A 21,189-nucleotide genomic window follows, 5' to 3' on the forward strand; every position below is an offset into this window, starting at 1 on the left:
CGATTTTAGATGCGCCGACGCATCAGCCCAAGTGAAAGTCCAGACGTCGACACTCACGGCCCTTAGCTGAAATTCACGTCACCACTTCATGCTGCGGCGCAATTGCCTTAAAACGGCCATTGGCTTCCCATCAGTAGCCGAATTTGTTCAAATAGAAGCGTTGCGGTCAAGTTCATTGAATCGGCCTGAATGTCGCATTTGAGAGTTCAGATCTCCAGCCAGGACGTTAAGATGCTTTGATCGACTCCTTTGATTGGCCCGAAATGACATCTATAGCACCCTCCACTGGTTCTGTCGCAAACTTTTGGGATCTTTCGTTTGTTGGCTGATTTTGCGACATGGTTCTCAAACAAGCAAGCAACAGGGTGTATCGGATGTCGGTTGATTTCAAGGGAGCCCATTATCCTGAGAGTGTAATCCTGTACGCGGTTTATTTCTATGTGCGATATGGAGTTTCCTATCGCGACCTGGAAGAAATCATGGAGGAGCGTGGGGCTGAAGTTGACCATGCAACCTTGAACCGTTGGGTGGTTAAGTTTGGGCCGCTGATGGCGGTACAAGCGCAGTCCCGCAAGAAGCCAACCGCCAAATCTTGGCGCATGGACGAAACCTACATCAAGGTTAAAGGCAAATGGACCTACTATTACCGGGCGGTCGACAACACAGGAAAAACCCTTGATTTCATGCTGTCTGAGCGTCGCGACAAGGCTGCGGCCCGTCGGTTTTTCAAGCGCGCGATTGGCACGAATGGCGTGCCTGACCGTGTCGTCATCGACAAGAGCGGCGCCAATCTGGCGGGTCTGCAAAGCATCAATGTGATCCTGAAGTTCACGGGCTCAGGCAACACCATCAAGATCCTGCAGGTCAAATACCTCAACAACATCATTGAACAGGACCATCGCTTCGTAAAGCGGATCACGGCCCCGATGCTTGGCTTCAAGGCCTTCCATTCTGCCGAGGCGACCTTGGCTGGGATCGAGACCGCGCACATGATCCGAAAAGGGCAGCTCCATGCCAACGGCCTCACCGCGTTTCAGCAGTTTGCGGAGCTCGCAGCATAATTATGTCCAGCCGATGTCAGCACTCAAACTCCAACAAAATTTGCGACAGAACCCGTATAAGGCCCCTCTTTTGTAATTCTTTCCGTGCCATTTATATGAGACGCCGTTTGTGCTTATTTCCGAGTGATCCCTGTCGCTCGCAAACCCGTCCGGTGAACGATCCTCTTACGGACGCCCAATCTCAAAAACGTTCACCAACCACCTGGATTTTGAACGGGGTTTGTGGCAGCGGAAAATGGGGCTGGGCGGGCGTTCTCCACAAGCGAGCGTTTTTGGAACAACTTTTCGGACCCACTAACGCCACTTATGTCGAGCGACACGACCGGCCCTAACCGGACCTTGATGCTTGGCGCAGCGAACGGCGGCTTCGAGCCCAGTGTGGAAGTACCGAATCCGTGCTGCGTGCGCACGCAGCACGGAAATCTACGACGCCGCTGCAAAACCATCGCTGCATAGCAGAGGGAAATGCGGCCATTCAAGCGGCCTGCAGTAAATCTAATATAATGCTCGCAACTGCAGAATCGAAAAATAGGCAGTCGAGAAATTTTTCCAAGCCCCGCCTTTCGATTGTGTCAGAGCGGGTTGAATTCAGACAATCCGTTCGCAGCCGTCGGCTTCAACAATCGAGACGCGGAATTATTCAGCCGCGTTCAGCTTTGAGACGGTGGCTGTATCAACGGGGCGACCCGGCTGCTTTGGCGGCGCAGGATGATCCGCGAAGGCCGCGATAACTGTCACAAGACCTGTGCTGATGTAGAACTGCGCCATGAACACCGCCGGGACCGTCAGCACGATGATGACTGTTCCAAACAACACACCGTAGCCAATCGAAACTGCGAGAGGGATCAAAAACTGCGCCTGCAATGAAGTTTCCATTATCAGCGGATAAACCCCGAGGAACGTTGTCAGCGAGGTTAGCAGAATGGGGCGAAAACGCTCCTTAGTGCCCTGCACCACTGCTTCTCGCACTTTCATACCGTCGGCAATATGCTCGTTATAGACATCAACCATCACAAGCGAGTTGTTGATCACAACACCCGCCAAACCGATGATCCCAAAGATCGACAGGATCGTAAGTGGAATGCCCATGATGTAGTGCCCAGAAACCGCGCCAATCAGGCCAAGCGGAATCGCAACCATCACAACAATCGGCTGCACATAGGATCGGAACACCAATGCCAAAAGCGCGTAGATAATAAACAAGGCAATCCCGAGCGCCTGCCCCAACGCCGATTGCGCATCGGATTGCTCGCGCTGCTCTCCGCCTGAACTGATCAGCAAGTCGCTATATTTCTCTTGCAGTGGCGGAATTAGCTCAGCCTCGATGATCGCATTTACTTCGGAACTAGTGGCCACATTGATATCCAGATCAGAAATGACTGTCGTTACCTGACGGCCATTACGACGGAAAATTTGCGTAGGCGATAGGCCTTCCTCGATATAGGCAACAACGCTGAGCGGAATTTGATCGCCCAACGGAGTTGTGATCCATGTTGACAAAAGGTCCGACAAACTATCGCGCTGGTCCGCAGGATACCGCACCATCACCGCGATGTTGTCTGCACCGCGCTGCACGGTGGTCGCCTCAACGCCGAAGAACCCCGCGCGAGTCTGGTTGGCAAGATCGGAGAGCGTCACATCGTAAAGTCGCGCCTCTTCACGCAAGGCCAAGCGATATTCAATCCGCCCAGCCGAGTTGTCGTCTTGTATAGCAAAGACTCCAGGAATTTCGCGCAAGCCCAGACGCAGCTCAGTCACAATCGGTGTGATATCTTGGCCATCGGGCAAAGACAGCTCAATTGAAATCGGGTCACCTGCACCGATGAGTTCCGCCGAGACACTGAGTTTGTTGACCGACGCAATTGCGCCGATCTCTCGTCGCCAAGCGATCTCGTACGTTCCTGCGTCCCAGTCGCGCAGCGTCGGGTCGGTAAGCTGCACGACCACATTCGCCAACGTGGCGCCGCCCGCAGCGGATCCACCCTCAGGACCACCCTCGGCGACGCCTTGGCCGACAACGACATTCACACCGACAATTACATCAGGCGCATCGTTGGGAAGGTCCGCTTGGATATCAGCGCCCACTTTGATAGCTGACAAACGGACATGCTCTGCGACATTTTGGGTCATCTGGAAAGTCGTGCCGTCGTTCATTTCGATGCTAGCGGTGACAAAATCACTATCGATTGACGGGAAAAAGTTGAATTTCACATAGCCGAAAGACAAAAGCCCAACAGTCATGATCATCATTGCGACCGACAGTGCGATTGGGATCAGAACAGCAAAGCCCTTGGTCGTGAACCGCAAAACAGCATCAAGTGGAACGCGAATGAACCATTGTAACACCGCATCAACGCCTGACCGGATGACATTCAACAAACGAAACACGATGTTCGGACGATAGCTTGGCGAGACGTCCAAGCGCGATAGGTTGCGTGGCAGGATTAGCAGTGCCTGCAAAAGAGATAGGCTAAGAACAACAATCACGACGATTGGGATATCGGTCAGGAACTTGCCCAAGGTGCTGGGTAGTTGTGTCAGCGGCCAGAAAGCGACGATTGTCGTGAGCGCCGAGAAGATCACAGGCACCGCAATTCGCTGCGTACCTTTCACAGCAGCTTGCATAGCAGGCAGCCCGCGTTCGCCGTTCTTATAAATATTTTCGCTGACCACGATTGCATTATCAACCACAATACCAATCGCAAGAATAAAACCGAAAAGCGAGATCATATTGATCGACATGCCTAACGCACCCATGAAGATAAAGGTCGCAGCAAAGGAAACACCAATCCCCATCGCCGACCAAAATGCCAATCGAATATCAAGGAAAAGCGCGAGGCAAAGCACGACCAGCGCAAGACCGATGGCCGCGTTGTTCACCAACAGGTCGATTCGGTCCTGCAAATCCTTTGAGTCGTCCTTCCAGACCGTCGCGTTGATCCCATCCTCAAGTGACGGCCGATAGGTTGAGGCAAGATAGGCGCGTGCTTCTTCGACGATGCTTAGGACTTGTTCATCGCCAACCCTAAACACGTTGACTGAAACAGACTCTTCGCCGTTGAAGTTAGCAGCAAGATCCGCATCCTCAAACCCGTCGATTACCTTTGCGATGTCACGCAAGTAGACGCGTCCGCCCTGGTCTCCAGTCCGTACGATAATATTCTCGAAATCGCTTTGGGTATAATTTCGACCCGTCGTGCGAATCGGAATTGCAACCGTGTCGGTGTCAATCGACCCACCCGGCAACTCAAGCGAGTTTTGGGCAATTACATTTGCCACCTCGGCCATAGTGATGCCGTAAGCCCGCAAATTATCCCGGTCGACCTCGATAGAGATTTCATATGCACGGATATTGCCAACTTCTACAAACGAAATGCTGCTGAGACCAACAAGTGCATCTTTCAGTCGTTCAGCCTCTTCTTTCAAAACCCGCTCGGACGCATCGCCGTGGATCGCGATTTCCAGCACGCGAGTGCTGTTGCTGGCCTGCATAACGATGGGGTCATCCGCATCTTCAGGAAGCACTGTAATGCGATCAATCTCGGTCTTAATTTCGTCGAGCTTTTCTTGGATGTCTTCGCCGCGCAGAAACGACACAGTAACCCCACCACGCCCTTCGCTGATCGAAGCAGTAATGCTATCAATCCCGTCGATCCCCGACAGTTGATCCTCGATCGGACGGACGATGCTATCTTGAATTTCTAGCGGTGATGATCCGGGATAACTGACAGATACGCTGACAGTATCAAGCGTGAATTCTGGGAACGTCTTTTGAGGCATCTGGAGCGCCGTCAGCATACCTACCACAACGACAAAAACCATCGTCAGGTTCGCGGCCACCGGATGCTCTGCCATCCATTTGATTACTCCATTCACGGCTGATCATCCTCCGCGACTACTGCGGTCTCGATACCACCCGCGACATCGCGCAGTTGCATTCCTGCCTGCGGCGTTGAAAGTGCTGTCGTGATCAACCGCCCGCCTGCGGGCAGAACATCGGCTTGGACATATGAAGTCTCGCCATCAACATGGATCAATGTGGCCTCAACGATACCCAGCGTTCCACCTGTCGCGTCAGACGGCTCCAGGAACCACAACCGTTCTCCACCGCGTAGGGCTGTTGATGGAATAGCGTAGGTCGCCTCTGGCATTGGGCCTTCAATAACCACTTTGGCAAATGAGTTTATAAGTGCAGGCGGCGCGCCAGACGCCATAATACTGGTACCTGTGGCGCGTGCATCTGCAATGTCGGTCAATTCGACAGTGACAGTCAGCGTGCGCGTGCGCGCGTTCAACGTCGGAGAGACACGGCTCACTTGTGCATCCCACTCAAACGTCTGTCCGGCAAAACGCACTGACACTGTCGCACTCGGCGATCCACCTTCAAATAAGCCCGGGATCAAGGCCGCGTCAGCTCCGCGGATGGGCACATCAATTTCCATCCGGTCTTGGGTGAATATCTCTGCGATGGTTTGGCCGCCGTTGATGACAGTCCCGATTTCCACCTGCATCGACAGAACCGCTCCGTCGAATGGTGCGATGACCAATTTGCGGTCAAGGCCGACCTCGGCCACGCTTTGTGTGGCAATCAAACTGTTCAGGTTAGCCGACAGCTCTTCTTGTGTACTTTTCACCTGATCAAGCGCCGATTGGCTGGCAGACCCTCTAGCGAGCAATGTCTCGGTTCGTTCAAGTAAAATTCTATTTAGGTCCAACCGTGCAAGGGTGGCATTAATGTTCGCCTGCGTTTGCGTCAGTGTGGCGCGTTCGGCGCTGTCATCTAACCGTACCAGAATGTCGCCTTGCTGGAACGAACCACGGTTCGTGATCGCGGGATGCAACTCAATTACCTGTCCGCCCACTTGGCTGGCTAAATTAGCGATGCGAAAAGGTTGCATGAATCCTTGGCCACGAATAGGCAACGGCGTATTGAGAAGGGTCAAGTCAATGGTTTTAACAAGTGTGATTGGACGTTCGATTATTGCTGGTTCAACAACTTCACGATTTTCACCAAGATACCGGAACCCGCTGATCCCACCAAAAATCACGGTCATAGCAACTGCTATCCAGAAGATTTCCCGTAGCCCAGTGCCTAGGTAGCCAAAAATTCTTTTCATTCTGTCCCTCTAGTCGCCGCATTCAATTTCGTAAACATCATTTCCGTCACGAAAGCTATACGGCTGCGCGACGCAATGGCACATGTGCCATTTGACCGCCTTACGTGGTTGACACCGATAAGTGCAGCGAGACTGACTGGATCACCGCTCGGATTACTCCCCCCACAATTCGAATTTGCTAGCCAAACACAGAAGCGACTAGGTGTTCGAAATTCCAAGCACATTAAATGGCCGGTCTGGGGAAATCGCTGGGTTGTCGGAATCCACGTGCTGCACATGCACGCAATTTCTGCACTTGCATCCGCTGCGGCAGCAAAAGGCCGCTTTGTCCGCATTGAAGACCTTGGAGCATGGCGCAGCGAAGGTCCGGTTTCCTGAAGGTTTTTCGATGTGGGCCGCTGCGCGACGTTTGTTGCTGGATCGGTGTCGGCCCACGTTGACAAACCTCGGAAGGAGGAAGCTGCGGGGGCTTGGTTGGAGCTATGGGGAAAGCACTGATCGGCGGCTGACCGAACCTAATTTTCGTAGATACAGCAGAGGCCAGTGATGGCGCTCAAAACCATGCGCCGCGGTGATATCGGGGTCGTTGACGAGCTGCCTCGGCAGACTTTCTGTGTTTTGCCGTGCTTGGCACGAGACGACGCTTTCCCGGAATGCTGCGCAGATCGGAGCCGATGTTGACCAATTTGACGGGCACTTCATCTTGCTGCCTACTCCTTTGGTGGGGCACGACATTGGGGTTTCTGACCACGGCGGAAGGTCTCAATAATGCGCATTGCTCCACCGCAGTCTGGACAAGGTTCTCGTAACGTTAACGGGATGATATCGGCGCTTGGCGGATCGTCGGGCTTTGCGATTTCTGCCCCGAGCAAGGTGCGGATCTTAGCGAGATTGACCTTGCGGGTTGCGCTGACCAGCAGGCCATAATGCCGGATGCGGTGGAAGCCGTCAGGCAGTGTATGGATCAGGAAACGGCGGATGAACTCGTCTGTGGCTAGGCGCATTGTAGTCTGTTGTTCGCCGGTCTTGATCCGGTAATTCTTCCAGCGGAAAGCGACCGTCTCAGCATCCGCGCTGATCAGGCGGCTGTTAGAAATCGCCACGCGGTGCGTATATCGGCTGAGATAGGCGAGCACCGCCTCGGGTCCTCCGAAGGGCGGTTTGGCATAGACCACCCATTCTGATTTGCGTAACGGAGCCAGCCATGTGGTGAAGGTGTCGGGGTTCGCCAGATTGGTGTGGTCACCAAAGAAGGTAAGTTTGCCCGCGCGATGTAAGGCCAGAAGCCCCTCAGTAAACAAGCGTCGGAACAGTCGAGACAGTACACGCACGTGCAGAAAGAACCCCGGCTTGCACGCGACCCACCTCTTGCCGTCTTTTGACAATCCGCCACCGGGAATGACCATGTGGATGTGTGGGTGATGTGTCAGCGCCGAGCCCCAAGTATGTAGAACGCTGGTTAGACCGATGCGTGCGCCAAGTCGCTTGGGATCGGCGGCGATGGTCGTGACGGTCTGCGCAGATGCTTTGAATAAAAGTCCATAAATAGCTTTCTTATTCCAATATGCGATGCGGGCGATCTCAGCAGGCAGGGTGAAGACGACGTGGAAGTATTCCACTGGCAGCAGATCGTCGGCGCGTGCGGCCATCCAGTCGCACGCGGCAGGCCCCTGACATTTGGGACAGTGCCGGTTTTTGCAGGAGTTGTAGGCGATGTGCTGATGATTGCATTCGCTACATGCCGCCACATGCCCGCCGAGCGCCTCGGTTCGGCAAGCCTCAATCGCTGACATAACCTTGAGCTGAGCCAGGCTAACATGCCCCGCATTGGCCCACCGCCACGTGGGGCCATAGGAGCGGAAAATGTCAGCGATCTCCAGCTTGTGCCCGGTCTCCAACCTCGGGTGCTACTCGAGCCCCCGTCGTAGCGTGCGATCTTGCAATTGCTTGAGCCCCTCGAACGGGCTGACCGTATTGCGGATCGTTTTGGCGGCAACGTGGGTGTAGCGGGCTGTCGTGCTCAGTTTTGAATGCCCAAGCAAAACCTGGATTACGCGTACGTCCGTTCCAGCCTCCAGAAGGTGGGTCGCGAAGCTGTGCCGCAGAGTATGCAGCGTCGCAGGTTTGTTGATCCCAGCCATATGTTTGGCGGATGTGAAGGCGCGGTTCAATTGGCGCGGGGACAACGGGTTGATCTTTGGTTTGCCGGGAAACAGCCACCCCTCAGGACGTGCCTCAAGCCAGTACTCACGCAGCAGGTCAAGCAGCCCCGGCGACAGCATGGCCTTGCGATCTTTACCATTCTTACCCTCATCTACATGGATCAGCATCCGGCCACTGTCGATGTCCACCACTTTGAGATGGCAGACTTCTGAAGCCCGTAGTCCTGCGCCATAGGAGATACCGAGTGCCGCACGATATGTGAGACCTGGTCCAGGCACCGCCGCCAGCAGATCACCAATTTCCTCGACGCTCAGAACAACAGGCAGCCTCCTCGGTTTGCGTCGGAACTGCATGTATCGTTTCATCTCTTCGCGCCCGCAGGTCACACCGAAGAATAACCGCAGCGACACAATCCGGGTATTGAAGGTCGACGTCGTCACCTCGGTGTCCGTCATGTGAAGCTGATAAGCCCTGAGTTCGTCAGGTGTCGCCGTATCCGGCGAGCGACCAAGAAATGTCGCAAAATGTTTGATCGCACGGATGTGACCCTTCTGGGTTGTCTCACCAATCGCGCGGATACGCATATCTTCAATCATCCGCTGGCGCAGCGCCGTTGTCTTCTCTTCCTTCATGGCAACCTCCTGTTTGTGGATTGAGAAAGCCCCAATCGTCAAACAGATTTGCCAAATCACAAAACCAAAAGTTCAGGTCAGCATGCAACCACAGCAACAAGCGCAATTGCCGCGAGAGCGGCTTAGTCCTCCCGCCCTTCGTGACTAAATTTGCGTGGTGCAGCATTGGCACAAATAGGCTCGACCCATCAGTTTGCTGCGCTTTGCATGAATGACTGTTGTTGGTATTGGGGGGTTGCTCCGTCGCTCAGGCGATGCACGTCCAAAGTGTCTTTTGAAATATCCATGCCGATGGAATTTTCGTCAACTTATCCGTGTCCTATGCTTGTCATGCGAGGCCACAGCCTCGCGTATCCGTTCAGGCCTCAGGGAAAAGACGGCGATGATTTTACTACCGAACGGTCTCCAACGACCCAATCGCCACCATTATCTGGCCGTGTTCTCAAGGCCAGGCAACGGAGCTACTTTCGCATGGGACCTGTGAAAAGAATAAGATAAGTCCTTCACTTGCGCGTGGCGATCAAAACACCTGCCCCGGCAATTGCCATTCCGATCCAGGCGATCAACGGCATTGCCTCGTCCAGAACCAACCAAGCGGCCAGCGCGGCACCGGGTGGGACAAGGAACAGTAAGGTTGAAACGCGCGCGACCTCGCCTGCGCGGATCATCGCCAACAATAAACCCACAGCGATCACCGAATTACCAATGACTAGATAGACCATCACGGCAAAAAACTCCCAATCCCAAAGGATCGGTTGTGCGTCTTCCAGATACAGGAATGGCAACAGGCAGATCAGCCCAGCCGCATAACCAATTAGGTTTGCGGTGATCGGATGATGCGACAGGCCAAAGCGTTTTTCCCAAAGCGTAGCGCCGGTAATTCCTGCTAACCCAAGCAGGACAAACACGAACCCCAGCACCGGAGGCGGCCCGATGTCTAGCCGCGAGGCTATAACTGCCGTTGTCCCCGCCAAAGCAATCAGCAACCCGCCCCATTGCCGCCAACCGATCCTCTCACCGCTCCATTTTGGCGCGATCAGCGCCACAAGGATCGGCTGCAAGATCATCATCAACGCAGCGGTTCCCGCAGCCACACCGTTCACAAACGCCAGATATGTTAGTCCGAAATAGACAGTTTGGATCAGGATGCCGACGATGGCCAAATGCAGCCAGTCGATGTGCTTGGTGGGCAAAGGCGGGCGGAAAATCACAAAAAGCACGGTCATAATGACGATTACGCAGGCATAGCGGATCGCCAATATCGCCATAGGCGCAGCATGCAGCAGCCCGACTTTGGCGACGACATAACCACCCGACCACAGGATCAGGAACAGGACGGGTGCAAGGAGAAGCCAAGCTGGACGTGACATTGAAAGGGCTAACTTTTATGAGGTTTTTCCACACACGTGGACGCATCAATCACGCCCTAACAGACTTTCCACAAGTAAAATGGGATCAATTGACCGCAGCGGCTTTTTTTCGCTCAAATCAAGCCATCCTGACGGGAGGTGCGTTTGTTTTGATACTTCCCCTACACCCGCCTTCTAACCGCTGACGCAGGCACACCGGAGGCATGCCCAAAATCACATCAAGAACTGGCAGCTCATCTACGATGGGTCATACAAAAGCGGTATTTGGCTGCAGCAAACTCAGCCCACGCAACTTGAGGGAGATCAAACGGGTTCTGTCGCAAATTTTATTGAGGTTTATGTGCGGGGATCGGCTGGACACAATTACGCTGCGAGCGCCGCAAATTGCTGAAACGCGGTAAGGCCGTTGGCATGGAGCTGCCCCTTTCGGATCATGTGCGCGGTCTCGATCCCAGCCAGTGTCGCCTCGGCAGAATGGAAGGCCTTGAAGCCAAGCATCGGCCCCGTAATCCGTTTTACGAAGCGATGATCCTGTTCGATGATGTTGTTGAGGGGCATTGTTGCAGGGACCCCAGCGGGTCTGCTAGACAGCCAGCTTGCCAACGACTTGGATATTAATGATGCCGCACAAATTCAACGCTTCTCGCCGCCACAAGTTTGAAAAGAAGCGACAGAAGGTCACCAACTGGCGAGTGTACAATGAAGGCCTGCGTCAGCGTGGTGATGTGACAATTTGGTTGAGCCCTGAGGTTGCAGATAAGTGGCTTGCCGATAAACGTCAGACGCCAGGCGGCCAACCCACATATTCTGATATGGCCATATCAGTATGCCTGACGCTGGGTATGGTTTTCAAACAACCTTTGCGGCAGACGCAAGGATTGGTCGGCAGTTTGGCGCGGCTTATGGGGCTGGATGTTCCCGTTCCGGATTTCTCGACCCTCTCGCGGAGAGGTGCGGGGCTCAGCATGCCAGAAAAATCTAAAGCCCAAAGGGCTGGCCCAATCGAATTAGTTGTGGATAGTACGGGTCTGAAGATATTTGGTGAAGGCGAATGGTTGCAGAACAAGCATAAAACAAAGGCCAAACGTAAGTCGTGGCGCAAGCTCCACCTTGGACTGGATCTCACAACTGGAGATATCGTTTGCTCCGATTTGACAAAAGACGACGTGGGCGATCCAACTGCTTTGCCCGAACTTCTAGACCAGATTGAGGCTCCTGTTAGCCGCTTTTTGGCGGATGGCGCCTATGATGGCGATCGCTACCAGCGATCTGCTTTTGGACCGTTTTGGTGAAGCTATAGAGATTGTAATCCCGCCTCCGATCACGGCCGTTCTCAGCCTCGATGCTGCCCGTAATCCAACGCCCCGAGATAAACACATCGCGGAGGTTCGAGACAAAGGGCGCCTGGCATGGCAAGTTAGCAGCGGCTACAATCACCGGAGCCGAGGCGAAGCACAAATAGGCCGCTGGAAGATGGTCATCGGCCCCAAACTGAAAGCTCGGAACTTTCCGAACCAAAAAACTGAAGTCAGGATTGGGACAAACATTCTCAACAAAATGAACGGGCTTGGTCGTGCCAAGTACGAGGCTGTTGCATGACCTAAATCATGGGAAAGGGCACTTGCGACTACAGATGCCTCCCTGCAACAACGCCGGTCAAACGCCTTGAAACGTATCGTTTGGTTGACCTCCCGACCATCATTCAAAGCCGCAATCACTTGAGAAATGCAGAAGATCAGGATGTCACGGTCGTAGACTGTTGCTAGCCCCTTAACTGAAGGAACAACTTCGACAAAAATGTTCCCATTCTCATATCTACGGATATTTTTGTCCGGTTTTGTTGAGATAGAAAACACTGGATGCTCCATTGAAGCCATGTCGCCCTTGGGCGCAGCATCAAATATATCGCAGACGAAGAAGTCGCCTTGCTGCATTCGGTCAGGAAGAAGAGGAGACCGTGCTTTCGTGTTATTACCCACCATACACCCAAAAATTCGTGTTATTATACACCGAGTCAAGTTCTTTCGTGCTACTACACACCGGGAAGCAGAAACGTGCTACTACACACTAATTTTCGTGTTAGTACACACCTTTTAACGTGTTAACACACACCCATCAATATACTAGTGCATTGTTTAATATAACAAATAGCGCCCTAAAAAAGTGCGTAACCCAAATATTAAATCATATTTAACACAAGAAGATGACTAGAAATGGATACACAAACAGCTGCACATAAACAGACCCTAAAAAACAAAGCATCATTCCGATTCTGCACACAAACCTCAAAACCCGTTGTTATCGTAGTCCAAACACCGCCAAGGACAGCGCAGCCGGACAGGAAATCTACTGTGAAGCAAGGCAGCAGTACCATCATCGCCAAAACAAAGACGACAACACCTCGACCAAACCACAGCAGACGCAAATTGAGGCGATCTGCCTTTTGTTCCCGTTCCCAAATAGCACGGACAGCATGGGATCTGTTCCAGATCAGTGCATAATACCCCTCTAAGGAGTTTTTATCTGTTTAAAAGCAATTACTTAATCACCTCACAAAATAGCAAAATTTCTGAATTAAGCTGACCAAAAAAGCCATTACTTATCAGTGAGTTATTTTTGCTAACGTGCTATTCTGCACTGATCCGCAACAGCCCCCAAAACAGCGCATTACGTGCCTCAAACCCTCTCCCGCAGGGTGACCCCAGGGGCAAAGTAGCCCCAAGCGCTCTGAGGGGCCTCAAAATCGATCTGAGAGGGGTATTGGTGCGCAATGTCATGGTCGATACCCAGCTTTGGGAGATATTGCAGCAAAGCTGGATGCGCGAGCGGCTTGCAGTCCACCAAGTCCAAGGCAACACGTTTTGCTTTTTCACCCGCACAAAAGCCTGGGTTTTTGGGCTTATTTAGATGAGCTGCAGGCTTGGCTTGGAGGGCGGCTTTTTAGCCGTTGTAGTGGACCGCCGTATCAACTTATTGACGACCGTTTGAACCGTTCGGAGATCAATCGTCTTCGAAGTGGGGTCACAGTGCCTAGCCAAGACATCAAGCAATCCTGCGTTGTCACATAACACATTAGCCGCCTGCAGCTTTCTTTGCGCGAGTGGCAGCACGTCCGCAGGTAGTTGTTGCTGCATTTGAAGCTTTGTGTTGAAGCGGCTCAGCAATGCGTCAGAAAATGCTTTTGCGCTAGCCGTCCTATCCCGCAAACTATCCCGCAAATCCACATTGGTTGTCGCAAGCACCATGCTGCGCCGATCATCTAAACTGCTAGAGTTAATGAATGCTGTAAGTGCGCGTTGTTGTGCGTCCGTAAGCTCATCAAGTTCATCGAGTATCAAAATTGGACAATTAGAATTAAGTCTCGCCCAACTGTACCAACCCCTCAGATACTTGCTATTTAGTTGCTTTGCTTGCTCCTGGTCCTTGCAGTCGAGCACAACCACATTTTCATCCTGTAAGTCAGTTGTTCCGTATCGCTCATATGCAATAGCTTTTACAACCGCACTCTTGCCAGTGCCGGGTAGTCCCCAAAGCAACAGATTGTCAGTGCATGCAGGACTTAAAAAGTCCCACACATCCTCTTCAACGTAGGCATCCGCAAAAATGCATTCATTGATCATTACGTGCTCATCGCGCAGTCAAAGCTTCGTCATTACGCAGCCTCCATCTGTGGAGTTTTGACAGTGGCTACAAGCTTACGTGTCGCATCACTTGCCGCTTGTTCGTGCTCGCGTGCCTGATCAGCAGCTTTCACCGCGTCGTGCTCAGCCGCCAGTCCTTTGCCAGCACGCACAAGTGCCTGCTTGGGAGTTATTGTCAAATCTGGTGTTTGAGTATTGTTGGTCATGCGGTGATCTGGTCGGGGTTTGTGGTTTCGATTCCGTCTTTGAACGTGACGCCTGTGATGACTTTTGCGAGGTAGTCAAAGCCGCGTAGCTTCCTCCAATTTTGCTCAGCACATTGCCCCAGTTTGAACATCATGTGCAGCATGCCATCGCGTGACAGGCAGCCCTTTGAACGCTTGGTACGATGCCGGATCGTCGCGAAGGCCGATTCAATTGGATTGCTAGTGCGGATGCTTTGCCAATGCTGCGCCGGAAAGTCGAAGAATGCCATGAGTTCCTCACGATCTTTTTGCAGGCATAGTGTGGCCTTGGGGTATTTGGGTTCGTAGGTTTTGATGAACAGATCGAACGCCTTTTCTGCATCGACTTTGGTCTCGGCCTGCCAGATGTCGTGCAGCGCGGCCTTGGCTTTTGGCTGAGACAGCTTGGGTAAACAATTGAGCACGTTCATCGTTTTGTGTTGCCAATAGCGTTGATGGCGGGTCTCAGGATAGACTTCGTCCATGGCCGCCCAAAACCCCATGGCACCGTCCCCGATGGCCAGTTTGGGCGCATTCATGCCTCGGCTTTTGAGGTTAAGCAGAACCTCGCGCCAGCTCTGCGTGGACTCGCGCACCCCATCCTCAATTGCCAGAAATCGCTTCTTGCCACGGGCAGTTACCCCAATAATAACAAGGGCACAGAGCTTGTCATCCTCGCCCCGAAGGCCGCTGTGAACGCCGTCGGCCCAGATATAGACGATGGGCTCGTCATCTAACTCAGCGCCTTTCCAAGCCTCGTATTCATTGGCCCAATCGCGTTTTAAACGCGAAACCGTATTAGCCGACAAGCCAACGGCATCTGGGCCCAGAAGAACCTTGAGGGCGGGAGCCATCTCGCCGCTGGAGATCCCTTTGAGGTAAAGCCATGGCAAGGCCGCTTCCAGCGTCTTCGTGCGGCGCACATAGGGCGGCACCAGGGCAGACCGGAATGTCACCAGTGTGCCGTCCTTGGACCGAACCTTTGGAATGCGCACGCTCACAGGGCCAATGCCCGTTTGAAACGGGCGGGCCGGATGATGTCCATTACGCACGACTGCCGCGTGACCGGCATCGGTGCGTAAGCCGGTAAATTGCGCCAAATAACTGACAAGCTCAGCCTCAACTGCTGTCGCGATCAGTTGTTGTGCTCCCGTTTTCAGCAACTCCGTCAACGCGTCCGTCATCTCGTCTCGACGCGCAAAATCAACAATGTTAGTAGTTCCCATGGTGGTGTATCTCCTTTGGTTGGGCTGCTGTCTTCCAACAACAATTCAACCAGATACGCCGCCAACCTTCAAACCACTCAAACACCAGATTCAGTCATAGCTCCCTGCTTGGTCAATGCTGCGTTATCGACAGTAGCGACCATGCCAAACGTGCCATCAGAATTTTTACGCACAACAGCGATGCAAAACTCCTCATCACCAGTTTCATTATCACCAGCATGTTTGATGTGCGCGGCTGCTACAGACGCAAGGGGCGTCACGGACTTTAGCGCGTTGCGTGCGATTTCGGCGAAGTCTTTTGGCACTTCGCCATTTCCACTGCGGCGCACTTGGGTTCCTTAGCATAAAGGTACGAAACCCGACATAGCGTTTGCGCTATGACATTGGATTGACTGGGTTTTTCTTGTTTTTACTTTCCACAAACGGGATTAAAGCCACCGGCTTCCAGCCGGTCCGCTTTAGCGTAATGTACTATAATCTTCCCTCTCATTTTTAAGACCCCGCGAAGCGGTAAGGGTCTTAAAAATGAGAGGGAAGATTATGATCTATTCCACAGGAAGCCATACCAAATTTTATCACCGGTTTCACGTCGTCTGGACAACAAAATACCGATACAAAGTTATGCGCGGTGAGATGCGTGAGCGTATCCGTGAAATCATTATCCAAACATGCCAAGAACTTGGCGTGCATATTGAGAAGGGCGTATTGTCGACCGATCACGTCCACATGTTCATATCGGTCCCGCCTCAGATAGCATTGTCAAAGGTGATGATGCGGATCAAGGGACGCTCGTCTTATAAGATACAGCGCGAGTTTCCCGAACTGCGCAAACGGTACTGGGGCCAGCGGTTTTGGGCTCGCGGATTTTTCTCAACAACCAGCGGCAATGTCACTGACGCTGTCATACTTCAGTATCTTGAATTACATTCAAAAAGGGAACCTACCGGCGTCAGCCGGTAGTCGTTCAGATCCCCCATTTTTGCACTGATTTTATGCTGCCTTTTTCGGGGGCAGTATTCCGAGGGTATCTTTGAGCTTTTCTTCAGAGAAATCATATTCCCCGAGCATGTTAACCCGCATTCCCCAAGTAACTCGACGTTTTCGCGCCTCTGATTGCCAGTAATGTGTTTTATTTCAGCATGTTAATTGAGCCGGAGGTTGCGGATTATGGATCACCCAGAGGGTGCAGGCAAAACGGGTGATGGGCGGCTTGGTTTTGACCGCCGGGTGCGGCTGAAATTTCGTGGCACGCAGCTCAGTTCCGATGGCGGTTTGCTGGTGATGCGCGAGTTGGATGACGTGCTCGGATTGTCTAATCTTGCGTCGGGTGCGCTCAATAACAACCGCCGGGGCAAGAAAACCGTTCACCGGCTCGGGGGGATTTTTCGACAATCGGTCTATGGTCTGCTTGCGGGCTACGAGGACGTCAACGACGCAGACCGACTGGCCCTTGATCCGGTCATGCGCCAGGTTGTCGGTGGCCGTGCAGTCGAGGTGCAGGCAGCATCGGCCTCGCAGATGAGACGGTTCGAGACCGAGACATAATCCTATGTCGCATTACGTACCTTTATGCTGATAGACCCGACATGGGGCGATATCCTTTTTAGATTATTGATCTTGCGGGACAAACAGCCCGTTGGATAGTGCAGACATGATTTCGCTTCTTATGTTGCTCACATAAGTCTGCGCTCTGTCGTCATGAACTGTACAGCGTCATCACCATTGCGCCGTCCCCGACAGCCAGTTTGGGGGCATTCATCCCCCGGCTTTTGAGCGTAAAAAGTACAGCAATAATGAGCCACAGAAACGGCTGCGGCATAGCGCAGTTGTAGTGGAGTAAAATTCCGCCAGTTTGTGTCTTTCGTTTATTCGGAGGGCGGGAGATGTATTCTGTGGATATTTATAATCGTGTGCACCGCGCATGTTTGAAGGACGGCATGTCAGCCTGAGAAGTGGCTCGGTATTTTAACAAGGACCGTAAGACGATCGCGAAGATGCTGCGTCATGCACTGCCACCTGGTTACCGCCGTTCAGAAGCGCCACGTCGCCCAACGCTTGATGATTATGTCGGTGTTATTAATGAGATTCTGCGCACAGATAAGGCCCTGATCAAAAAGCAGCGGTATACAGCGAAGCGCATTTTTGAACGCCTGCGTGACGAACATTGGTACGCTGGCAGCCTGACTACGGTGACTTACTACGTTCGGGAGCAAAAGCGGCGCACCAAAGAGGTGTTTGTGAAGGGATATCCAGCTGAGACAATCGAGGCGTTTTGCGATGGCCATGTGTCCGCCTTTGCTTTCTTTGGCGGCATTCCGCAATCCATTTTCTACGACAATGCCAAGATCGCCGTGGCTCGGATACTCGGGGATAAGACGCGCATCTCTAGCTTTGATACCTCTTAGGCTCAAGTTTCAAATGCAACACTCAGAGCCCTTTGGGCATAGGATGTTGTGATGGACATATGAAGCAAGCACCTCAGCAGCGAGGACCGTGGCGTGATATTAGCCGAGCATAATAGGGGCAGCAGTCAGCGGTTGATCGGCCAGCTTTTGCATCGCCCGGCGAGCACGATCTGCCGTGAGCTGGCGCGAGGTCGGCAGGAAGACGGCAGCTATTGCCCGCAAGCGGCGCGGCAGGCCTATGATGCCCGGCGTGCGCGCTGCCGCCGCGAGCGCAAGCTTGTGGAGGGGAGCGATCTTTATCGTTTTGTTCATGGCAAGCTCGTACATCTGCACTGGTCGCCTGAGCAGATTGCGCAGAGACTGCGTCTCATGAAGCCTGATGATCCATCCGCCCATGTGAGCCATGAGACCATCTATGCCGCGATTTACGCGCAGCCACGTGGTGGGCTGAAGGCGGCGATGATCGAGGCGTTGCGTCAAGCGAAGCCTAAGCGTGGGCTCAAGCGCAGGACAGCGGCGGGCAGTGCTATGGTCCCGGAATCATTGCGCATTATCAATCGCCCTGAAGAGATCGAAGCGCGACTGGTACCAGGCCATTGGGAGGGCGACCTCATCAAGGGCGCATTCAATCGCTCGTCAGTGGGGACCTTGGTCGAGCGCAAGACACGCTTTGTCATTCTTTGCAAAATGGACGGCAATGGGGCCGAGGCCGCGCTCGACAGCTTCACCCGCCAGATGAGACGACTACCCGCTGCTTTGCGCAAGAGCATGACCTACGACCGCGGCTCCGAAATGGCCTGCCACCCCGAACTCGCCAGACGGTTGAAGATCGATATCTGGTTCTGCGATCCGCATGCGCCTTGGCAGCGTGGCAGCAACGAGAACACCAACGGACTGCTGCGTCAGTACATGCCCAAAGGAACTGACCTGAACGGTGCAAGCCAAACATGGCTGAACGACGTTGCAAACCTGATGAACAACCGTCCGAGAAAAACTCTCGGTTGGAGAACACCCGCTGAAGCCATGGCCGACGAAATCGCGGCCTTCAAATCAACCGTTGCACTTGATGTTTGAATCCAAGCCTTGCGCGGGCTTTCAAAATTCGGTGCGAGCATGTAACTTATACGATATTGGCAAAGCAACATTAAGTCTTGGGACGCATCTTTGGAAAAATCAGTTGCAATCATTCCTGCTAGGGGCGGCTCCAAGCGCATTCCAAGAAAGAATATTAAGCCGTTTTGTGGTAAGCCAGCGCTTAGTTGGCCGATCTCTGTGGCTCAAGAGAGTGGACTGTTTGACCAGATTATTGTCAGCACCGACGACCCTGAGATTGCCCAGATTGCACAAAATATTGGCGCGACCGTTTTAATGCGCACGCCAGAGCTTTCTGATGATTTTACCAGCTCCACGGATGTCATTCGTGACACCGTTGCACGGATGGACTTGCAGCCTGATACTTCAGTGTGCTGCATCTACCCCACAGCCTTTTTTTTGGACCAAGCCGACCTTTGCTTGGGGCACAAAAAACTACTGGCTGGTGCAAAATGGGTGTTAACCGTCGGGCAATACCCAACGCCGATTGACAGGGCCTATAAACGCGTCGGTCAGTCCCTGGTACCGCGTGCACTTGCAATGATGAGTAAGCGGTCACAAGACCTCGCGCCTGCATTTTTTGACGCAGGGCAGTTTTATTGGGCTACGGCGAAAACGTGGTTGGATGCGGAATCGCATGTCTGGGATGGGGCTGACGGAGTCGAACTGCCGCTTGATCGTGCAGTAGATATAGACACGCCTGCTGACTGGCATAGCGCTGAAAAATTGTTCAAGTTGTTAATGTATACACCATGAGGATAGTTATCCGCGTTGACGGCGGCGCCCTAATCGGTGGAGGACATATCGTGCGCTGTCTTACGTTAGCGGAGGGTGCACGCGGACGTGGTCACGATGTCGTTTTTGTTTGTATGAAGGATGCGATGACGTCCTATCTGACCCGTAAATCGTTTGAGGTCGTTGAAATTATGCCGCAAGATTTTGTCCCTGAAACGTCACCAACACATGTGGCGTGGCTGCGGCTACCATGGGACATTGATGCCGCTCGCACTGCTGAAATCGTGCTGGGATGCCGAGCAGATTGGTTGATTTGGGACCATTACGGCTTGGATGCGCGTTGGGTTGGCGCGATTCAGAAACACACCGCAGTCAAAACACTCGCAATTGATGATCTGGATGATCGCGCATTGGGTGCAGACCTAGTCCTGGATCAAACACGGTTGAACGGCAGTCGCACATATGCTGGCAGTCCGGCAATGATAGGTCCATCTTTTGCACTTTTGCGTCCAGAGTTTGCACAAACACGGGAAGCCGCACTTGCACGCATGAACGGGCCTGTCCGGCGTATCATCGTCACCCCCGGTTTGATGGACGCGGCAGGTCTCGCGCTTCTCGCGCTTGATGCATTGGAAGATTGGGACGGCGAGGTTGAGGTCGTCATGGGGCATGCAAGTCAATCGCGTGCCGCTGTTGAGCAACGGGTTGCGGGGCGCACTGGTTGGTATCTGACCCTTGACACGCCTGACATGCCGGAACGGTTGGCTGTGGCTGACCTATGTATCGGAGCTGCGGGCATGTCGACTTGGGAAAGATGCTGCCTTGGGCTTCCGACTGTTGTGGTTGGTGTGGCTGCTAATCAAATGCCACTCTGTCAGGCAATTGATGAAAGGGGTGCTGCAATTTGCCTGCCCTTGGACGATGCGCGCAGTGTGCAGCGGTTGAAAGCCGCCGTTGACGCTGCAATTGACCAAACCGAAGACATGGCGCGTGCGGCAGCACAGCTTTGTGATGGCAAAGGAACTGAACGTGTGCTTGATTGTCTTGAGGCGAACCTGCGCCCGCTTACGCGAGACGATACGCGCCACATATTCGATTGGCGATCATCACCGCATGTTCAAAACGCCAGCCTGACCCAAACCCACTTCAGTTTCGACAGCCACCTCGTGTGGATGAATCAGGTGCTAAACCGGACAGATGGTCTGTGGCGCATTTATGAAGAAGGGCTACCCATAGGGTTTGTGTCTGCCGTAGATCATGGCAGCGGCGTGTGGCTTTGGAATTTCTATCTTGGAGCTCGTGAAACACATAAAGGCGCAGGTGGGCGCATGCTTGCGTGGTTTCTGCAAGAAATCTGGCGCGATACGGCTTGTGAACGCATAAAAGCCGTAGTTTTGACGGGCAACGCGGCTTCGCAGGCGCTACACCTCAAGTTAGGGTTCAGGCAGATCGACAATGCAGACAAAGGCCAGCTTTTATATGTGCTTGATAGGCCAGACAATAATTGACCAGAATGGAGACTC

General features: G+C 53.2%; 15 protein-coding genes and 4 pseudogenes. 8 read left to right on the plus strand and 11 right to left on the minus strand.

The window, feature by feature from the left end; all coding sequences use genetic code 11:
* Positions 1 to 374: 374 nt before the first annotated feature.
* Positions 375 to 1,061, plus strand: coding sequence for an IS6 family transposase (locus tag OA238_RS24945; protein WP_015497334.1), 687 nt, complete (start codon positions 375 to 377; stop codon positions 1,059 to 1,061).
* 636 nt (positions 1,062 to 1,697) lie between these two features.
* On the opposite strand, the gene OA238_RS24950 is transcribed toward OA238_RS24945, so the two are convergent.
* The 6 genes and pseudogenes from OA238_RS24950 to OA238_RS24975 all read right to left on the minus strand — a co-directional run.
* Entirely contained in the window at positions 1,698 to 4,937 is a 3,240-nt protein-coding gene (locus OA238_RS24950) for an efflux RND transporter permease subunit (protein WP_044037588.1), read from the minus strand.
* Entirely contained in the window at positions 4,934 to 6,178 is a 1,245-nt protein-coding gene (locus tag OA238_RS24955) for an efflux RND transporter periplasmic adaptor subunit (RefSeq protein ID WP_015497336.1), read from the minus strand. Before OA238_RS24955 ends, OA238_RS24950 begins: the two co-directional genes overlap by 4 nt.
* Positions 6,179 to 6,888: 710 nt before the next feature.
* On the minus strand, positions 6,889 to 8,076 hold the full coding sequence (locus tag OA238_RS24960; protein WP_015497122.1) for an IS91 family transposase: 1,188 nt from the start codon (positions 8,074 to 8,076) through the stop codon (positions 6,889 to 6,891).
* 9 nt (positions 8,077 to 8,085) lie between these two features.
* The gene (locus OA238_RS24965) at positions 8,086 to 8,973 is read right to left on the minus strand and encodes a tyrosine-type recombinase/integrase (protein WP_015497337.1); all 888 of its coding nucleotides are present in this window, start codon (positions 8,971 to 8,973) and stop codon (positions 8,086 to 8,088) included.
* A gap of 503 nt (positions 8,974 to 9,476) precedes the next feature.
* Positions 9,477 to 10,343 (minus strand): DMT family transporter, encoded by an 867-nt coding sequence (locus OA238_RS24970; protein WP_015497338.1) that lies wholly within the window; start codon positions 10,341 to 10,343, stop codon positions 9,477 to 9,479.
* Positions 10,344 to 10,706: 363 nt separating this feature from the next.
* A pseudogene (locus tag OA238_RS24975) lies at positions 10,707 to 10,895 on the minus strand (DDE-type integrase/transposase/recombinase); the annotation flags it as partial.
* A 65-nt stretch (positions 10,896 to 10,960) separates the two neighbouring features.
* Between OA238_RS24975 and OA238_RS24980 the strand changes: the two are divergent.
* Positions 10,961 to 11,942 (plus strand): annotated as a pseudogene (locus tag OA238_RS24980) (IS5 family transposase).
* A 68-nt stretch (positions 11,943 to 12,010) separates the two neighbouring features.
* On the opposite strand, the pseudogene OA238_RS30915 reads toward OA238_RS24980, so the two are convergent.
* The 5 genes and pseudogenes from OA238_RS30915 to OA238_RS25000 all read right to left on the minus strand — a co-directional run.
* Positions 12,011 to 12,325, minus strand: a pseudogene (locus OA238_RS30915) (replication initiator protein A); the annotation flags it as partial.
* A gap of 921 nt (positions 12,326 to 13,246) precedes the next feature.
* Positions 13,247 to 13,963: an AAA family ATPase gene (locus OA238_RS24985; RefSeq protein ID WP_015497339.1), complete on the minus strand. Its 717-nt coding sequence runs from the start codon at positions 13,961 to 13,963 to the stop codon at positions 13,247 to 13,249.
* 32 nt (positions 13,964 to 13,995) lie between these two features.
* Complete coding sequence (locus tag OA238_RS33145) at positions 13,996 to 14,190, minus strand: hypothetical protein (protein WP_044037592.1); 195 nt, start codon at positions 14,188 to 14,190, stop codon at positions 13,996 to 13,998.
* Positions 14,187 to 15,434 carry an IS256-like element ISOan6 family transposase gene (locus OA238_RS24995; RefSeq protein WP_015497340.1) on the minus strand — a complete coding sequence of 416 codons (1,248 nt, stop codon included), beginning with the start codon at positions 15,432 to 15,434 and terminating at the stop codon, positions 14,187 to 14,189. The genes OA238_RS33145 and OA238_RS24995 overlap by 4 nt, the downstream gene beginning before the upstream one ends.
* Positions 15,435 to 15,511: 77 nt before the next feature.
* Positions 15,512 to 15,763 carry a hypothetical protein gene (locus tag OA238_RS25000; RefSeq protein ID WP_044037594.1) on the minus strand — a complete coding sequence of 84 codons (252 nt, stop codon included), beginning with the start codon at positions 15,761 to 15,763 and terminating at the stop codon, positions 15,512 to 15,514.
* A gap of 211 nt (positions 15,764 to 15,974) precedes the next feature.
* Between OA238_RS25000 and tnpA the strand changes: the two genes are divergently transcribed.
* The 6 genes and pseudogenes from tnpA (at position 15,975) to pseG (ending at position 21,174) form a co-directional block, all read left to right on the plus strand.
* Positions 15,975 to 16,394: an IS200/IS605 family transposase gene (gene tnpA, locus OA238_RS25005; RefSeq protein ID WP_015494130.1), complete on the plus strand. Its 420-nt coding sequence runs from the start codon at positions 15,975 to 15,977 to the stop codon at positions 16,392 to 16,394.
* A 207-nt stretch (positions 16,395 to 16,601) separates the two neighbouring features.
* Positions 16,602 to 16,976, plus strand: a pseudogene (locus tag OA238_RS25010) (IS1380 family transposase); the annotation flags it as partial.
* 410 nt (positions 16,977 to 17,386) lie between these two features.
* Positions 17,387 to 17,839, plus strand: coding sequence for a transposase (locus OA238_RS29405; RefSeq protein ID WP_187293113.1), 453 nt, complete (start codon positions 17,387 to 17,389; stop codon positions 17,837 to 17,839).
* A gap of 93 nt (positions 17,840 to 17,932) precedes the next feature.
* Entirely contained in the window at positions 17,933 to 18,913 is a 981-nt protein-coding gene (locus OA238_RS25020; protein WP_015497343.1) for an IS30 family transposase, read from the plus strand.
* Positions 18,914 to 19,003: 90 nt separating this feature from the next.
* On the plus strand, positions 19,004 to 19,687 hold the full coding sequence (gene pseF / locus OA238_RS25025; RefSeq protein WP_015497344.1) for a pseudaminic acid cytidylyltransferase: 684 nt from the start codon (positions 19,004 to 19,006) through the stop codon (positions 19,685 to 19,687).
* A complete protein-coding gene (pseG, locus tag OA238_RS29410) occupies positions 19,684 to 21,174 on the plus strand; it encodes a UDP-2,4-diacetamido-2,4,6-trideoxy-beta-L-altropyranose hydrolase (protein ID WP_051076593.1) in 1,491 nt (496 codons plus the stop codon). The genes pseF and pseG overlap by 4 nt, the downstream gene beginning before the upstream one ends.
* Positions 21,175 to 21,189: the final 15 nt, after the last annotated feature.

Origin of the sequence: Octadecabacter arcticus 238 (assembly GCF_000155735.2) — a bacterium.
In the GTDB taxonomy this organism is placed as follows: domain Bacteria; phylum Pseudomonadota; class Alphaproteobacteria; order Rhodobacterales; family Rhodobacteraceae; genus Octadecabacter; species Octadecabacter arcticus.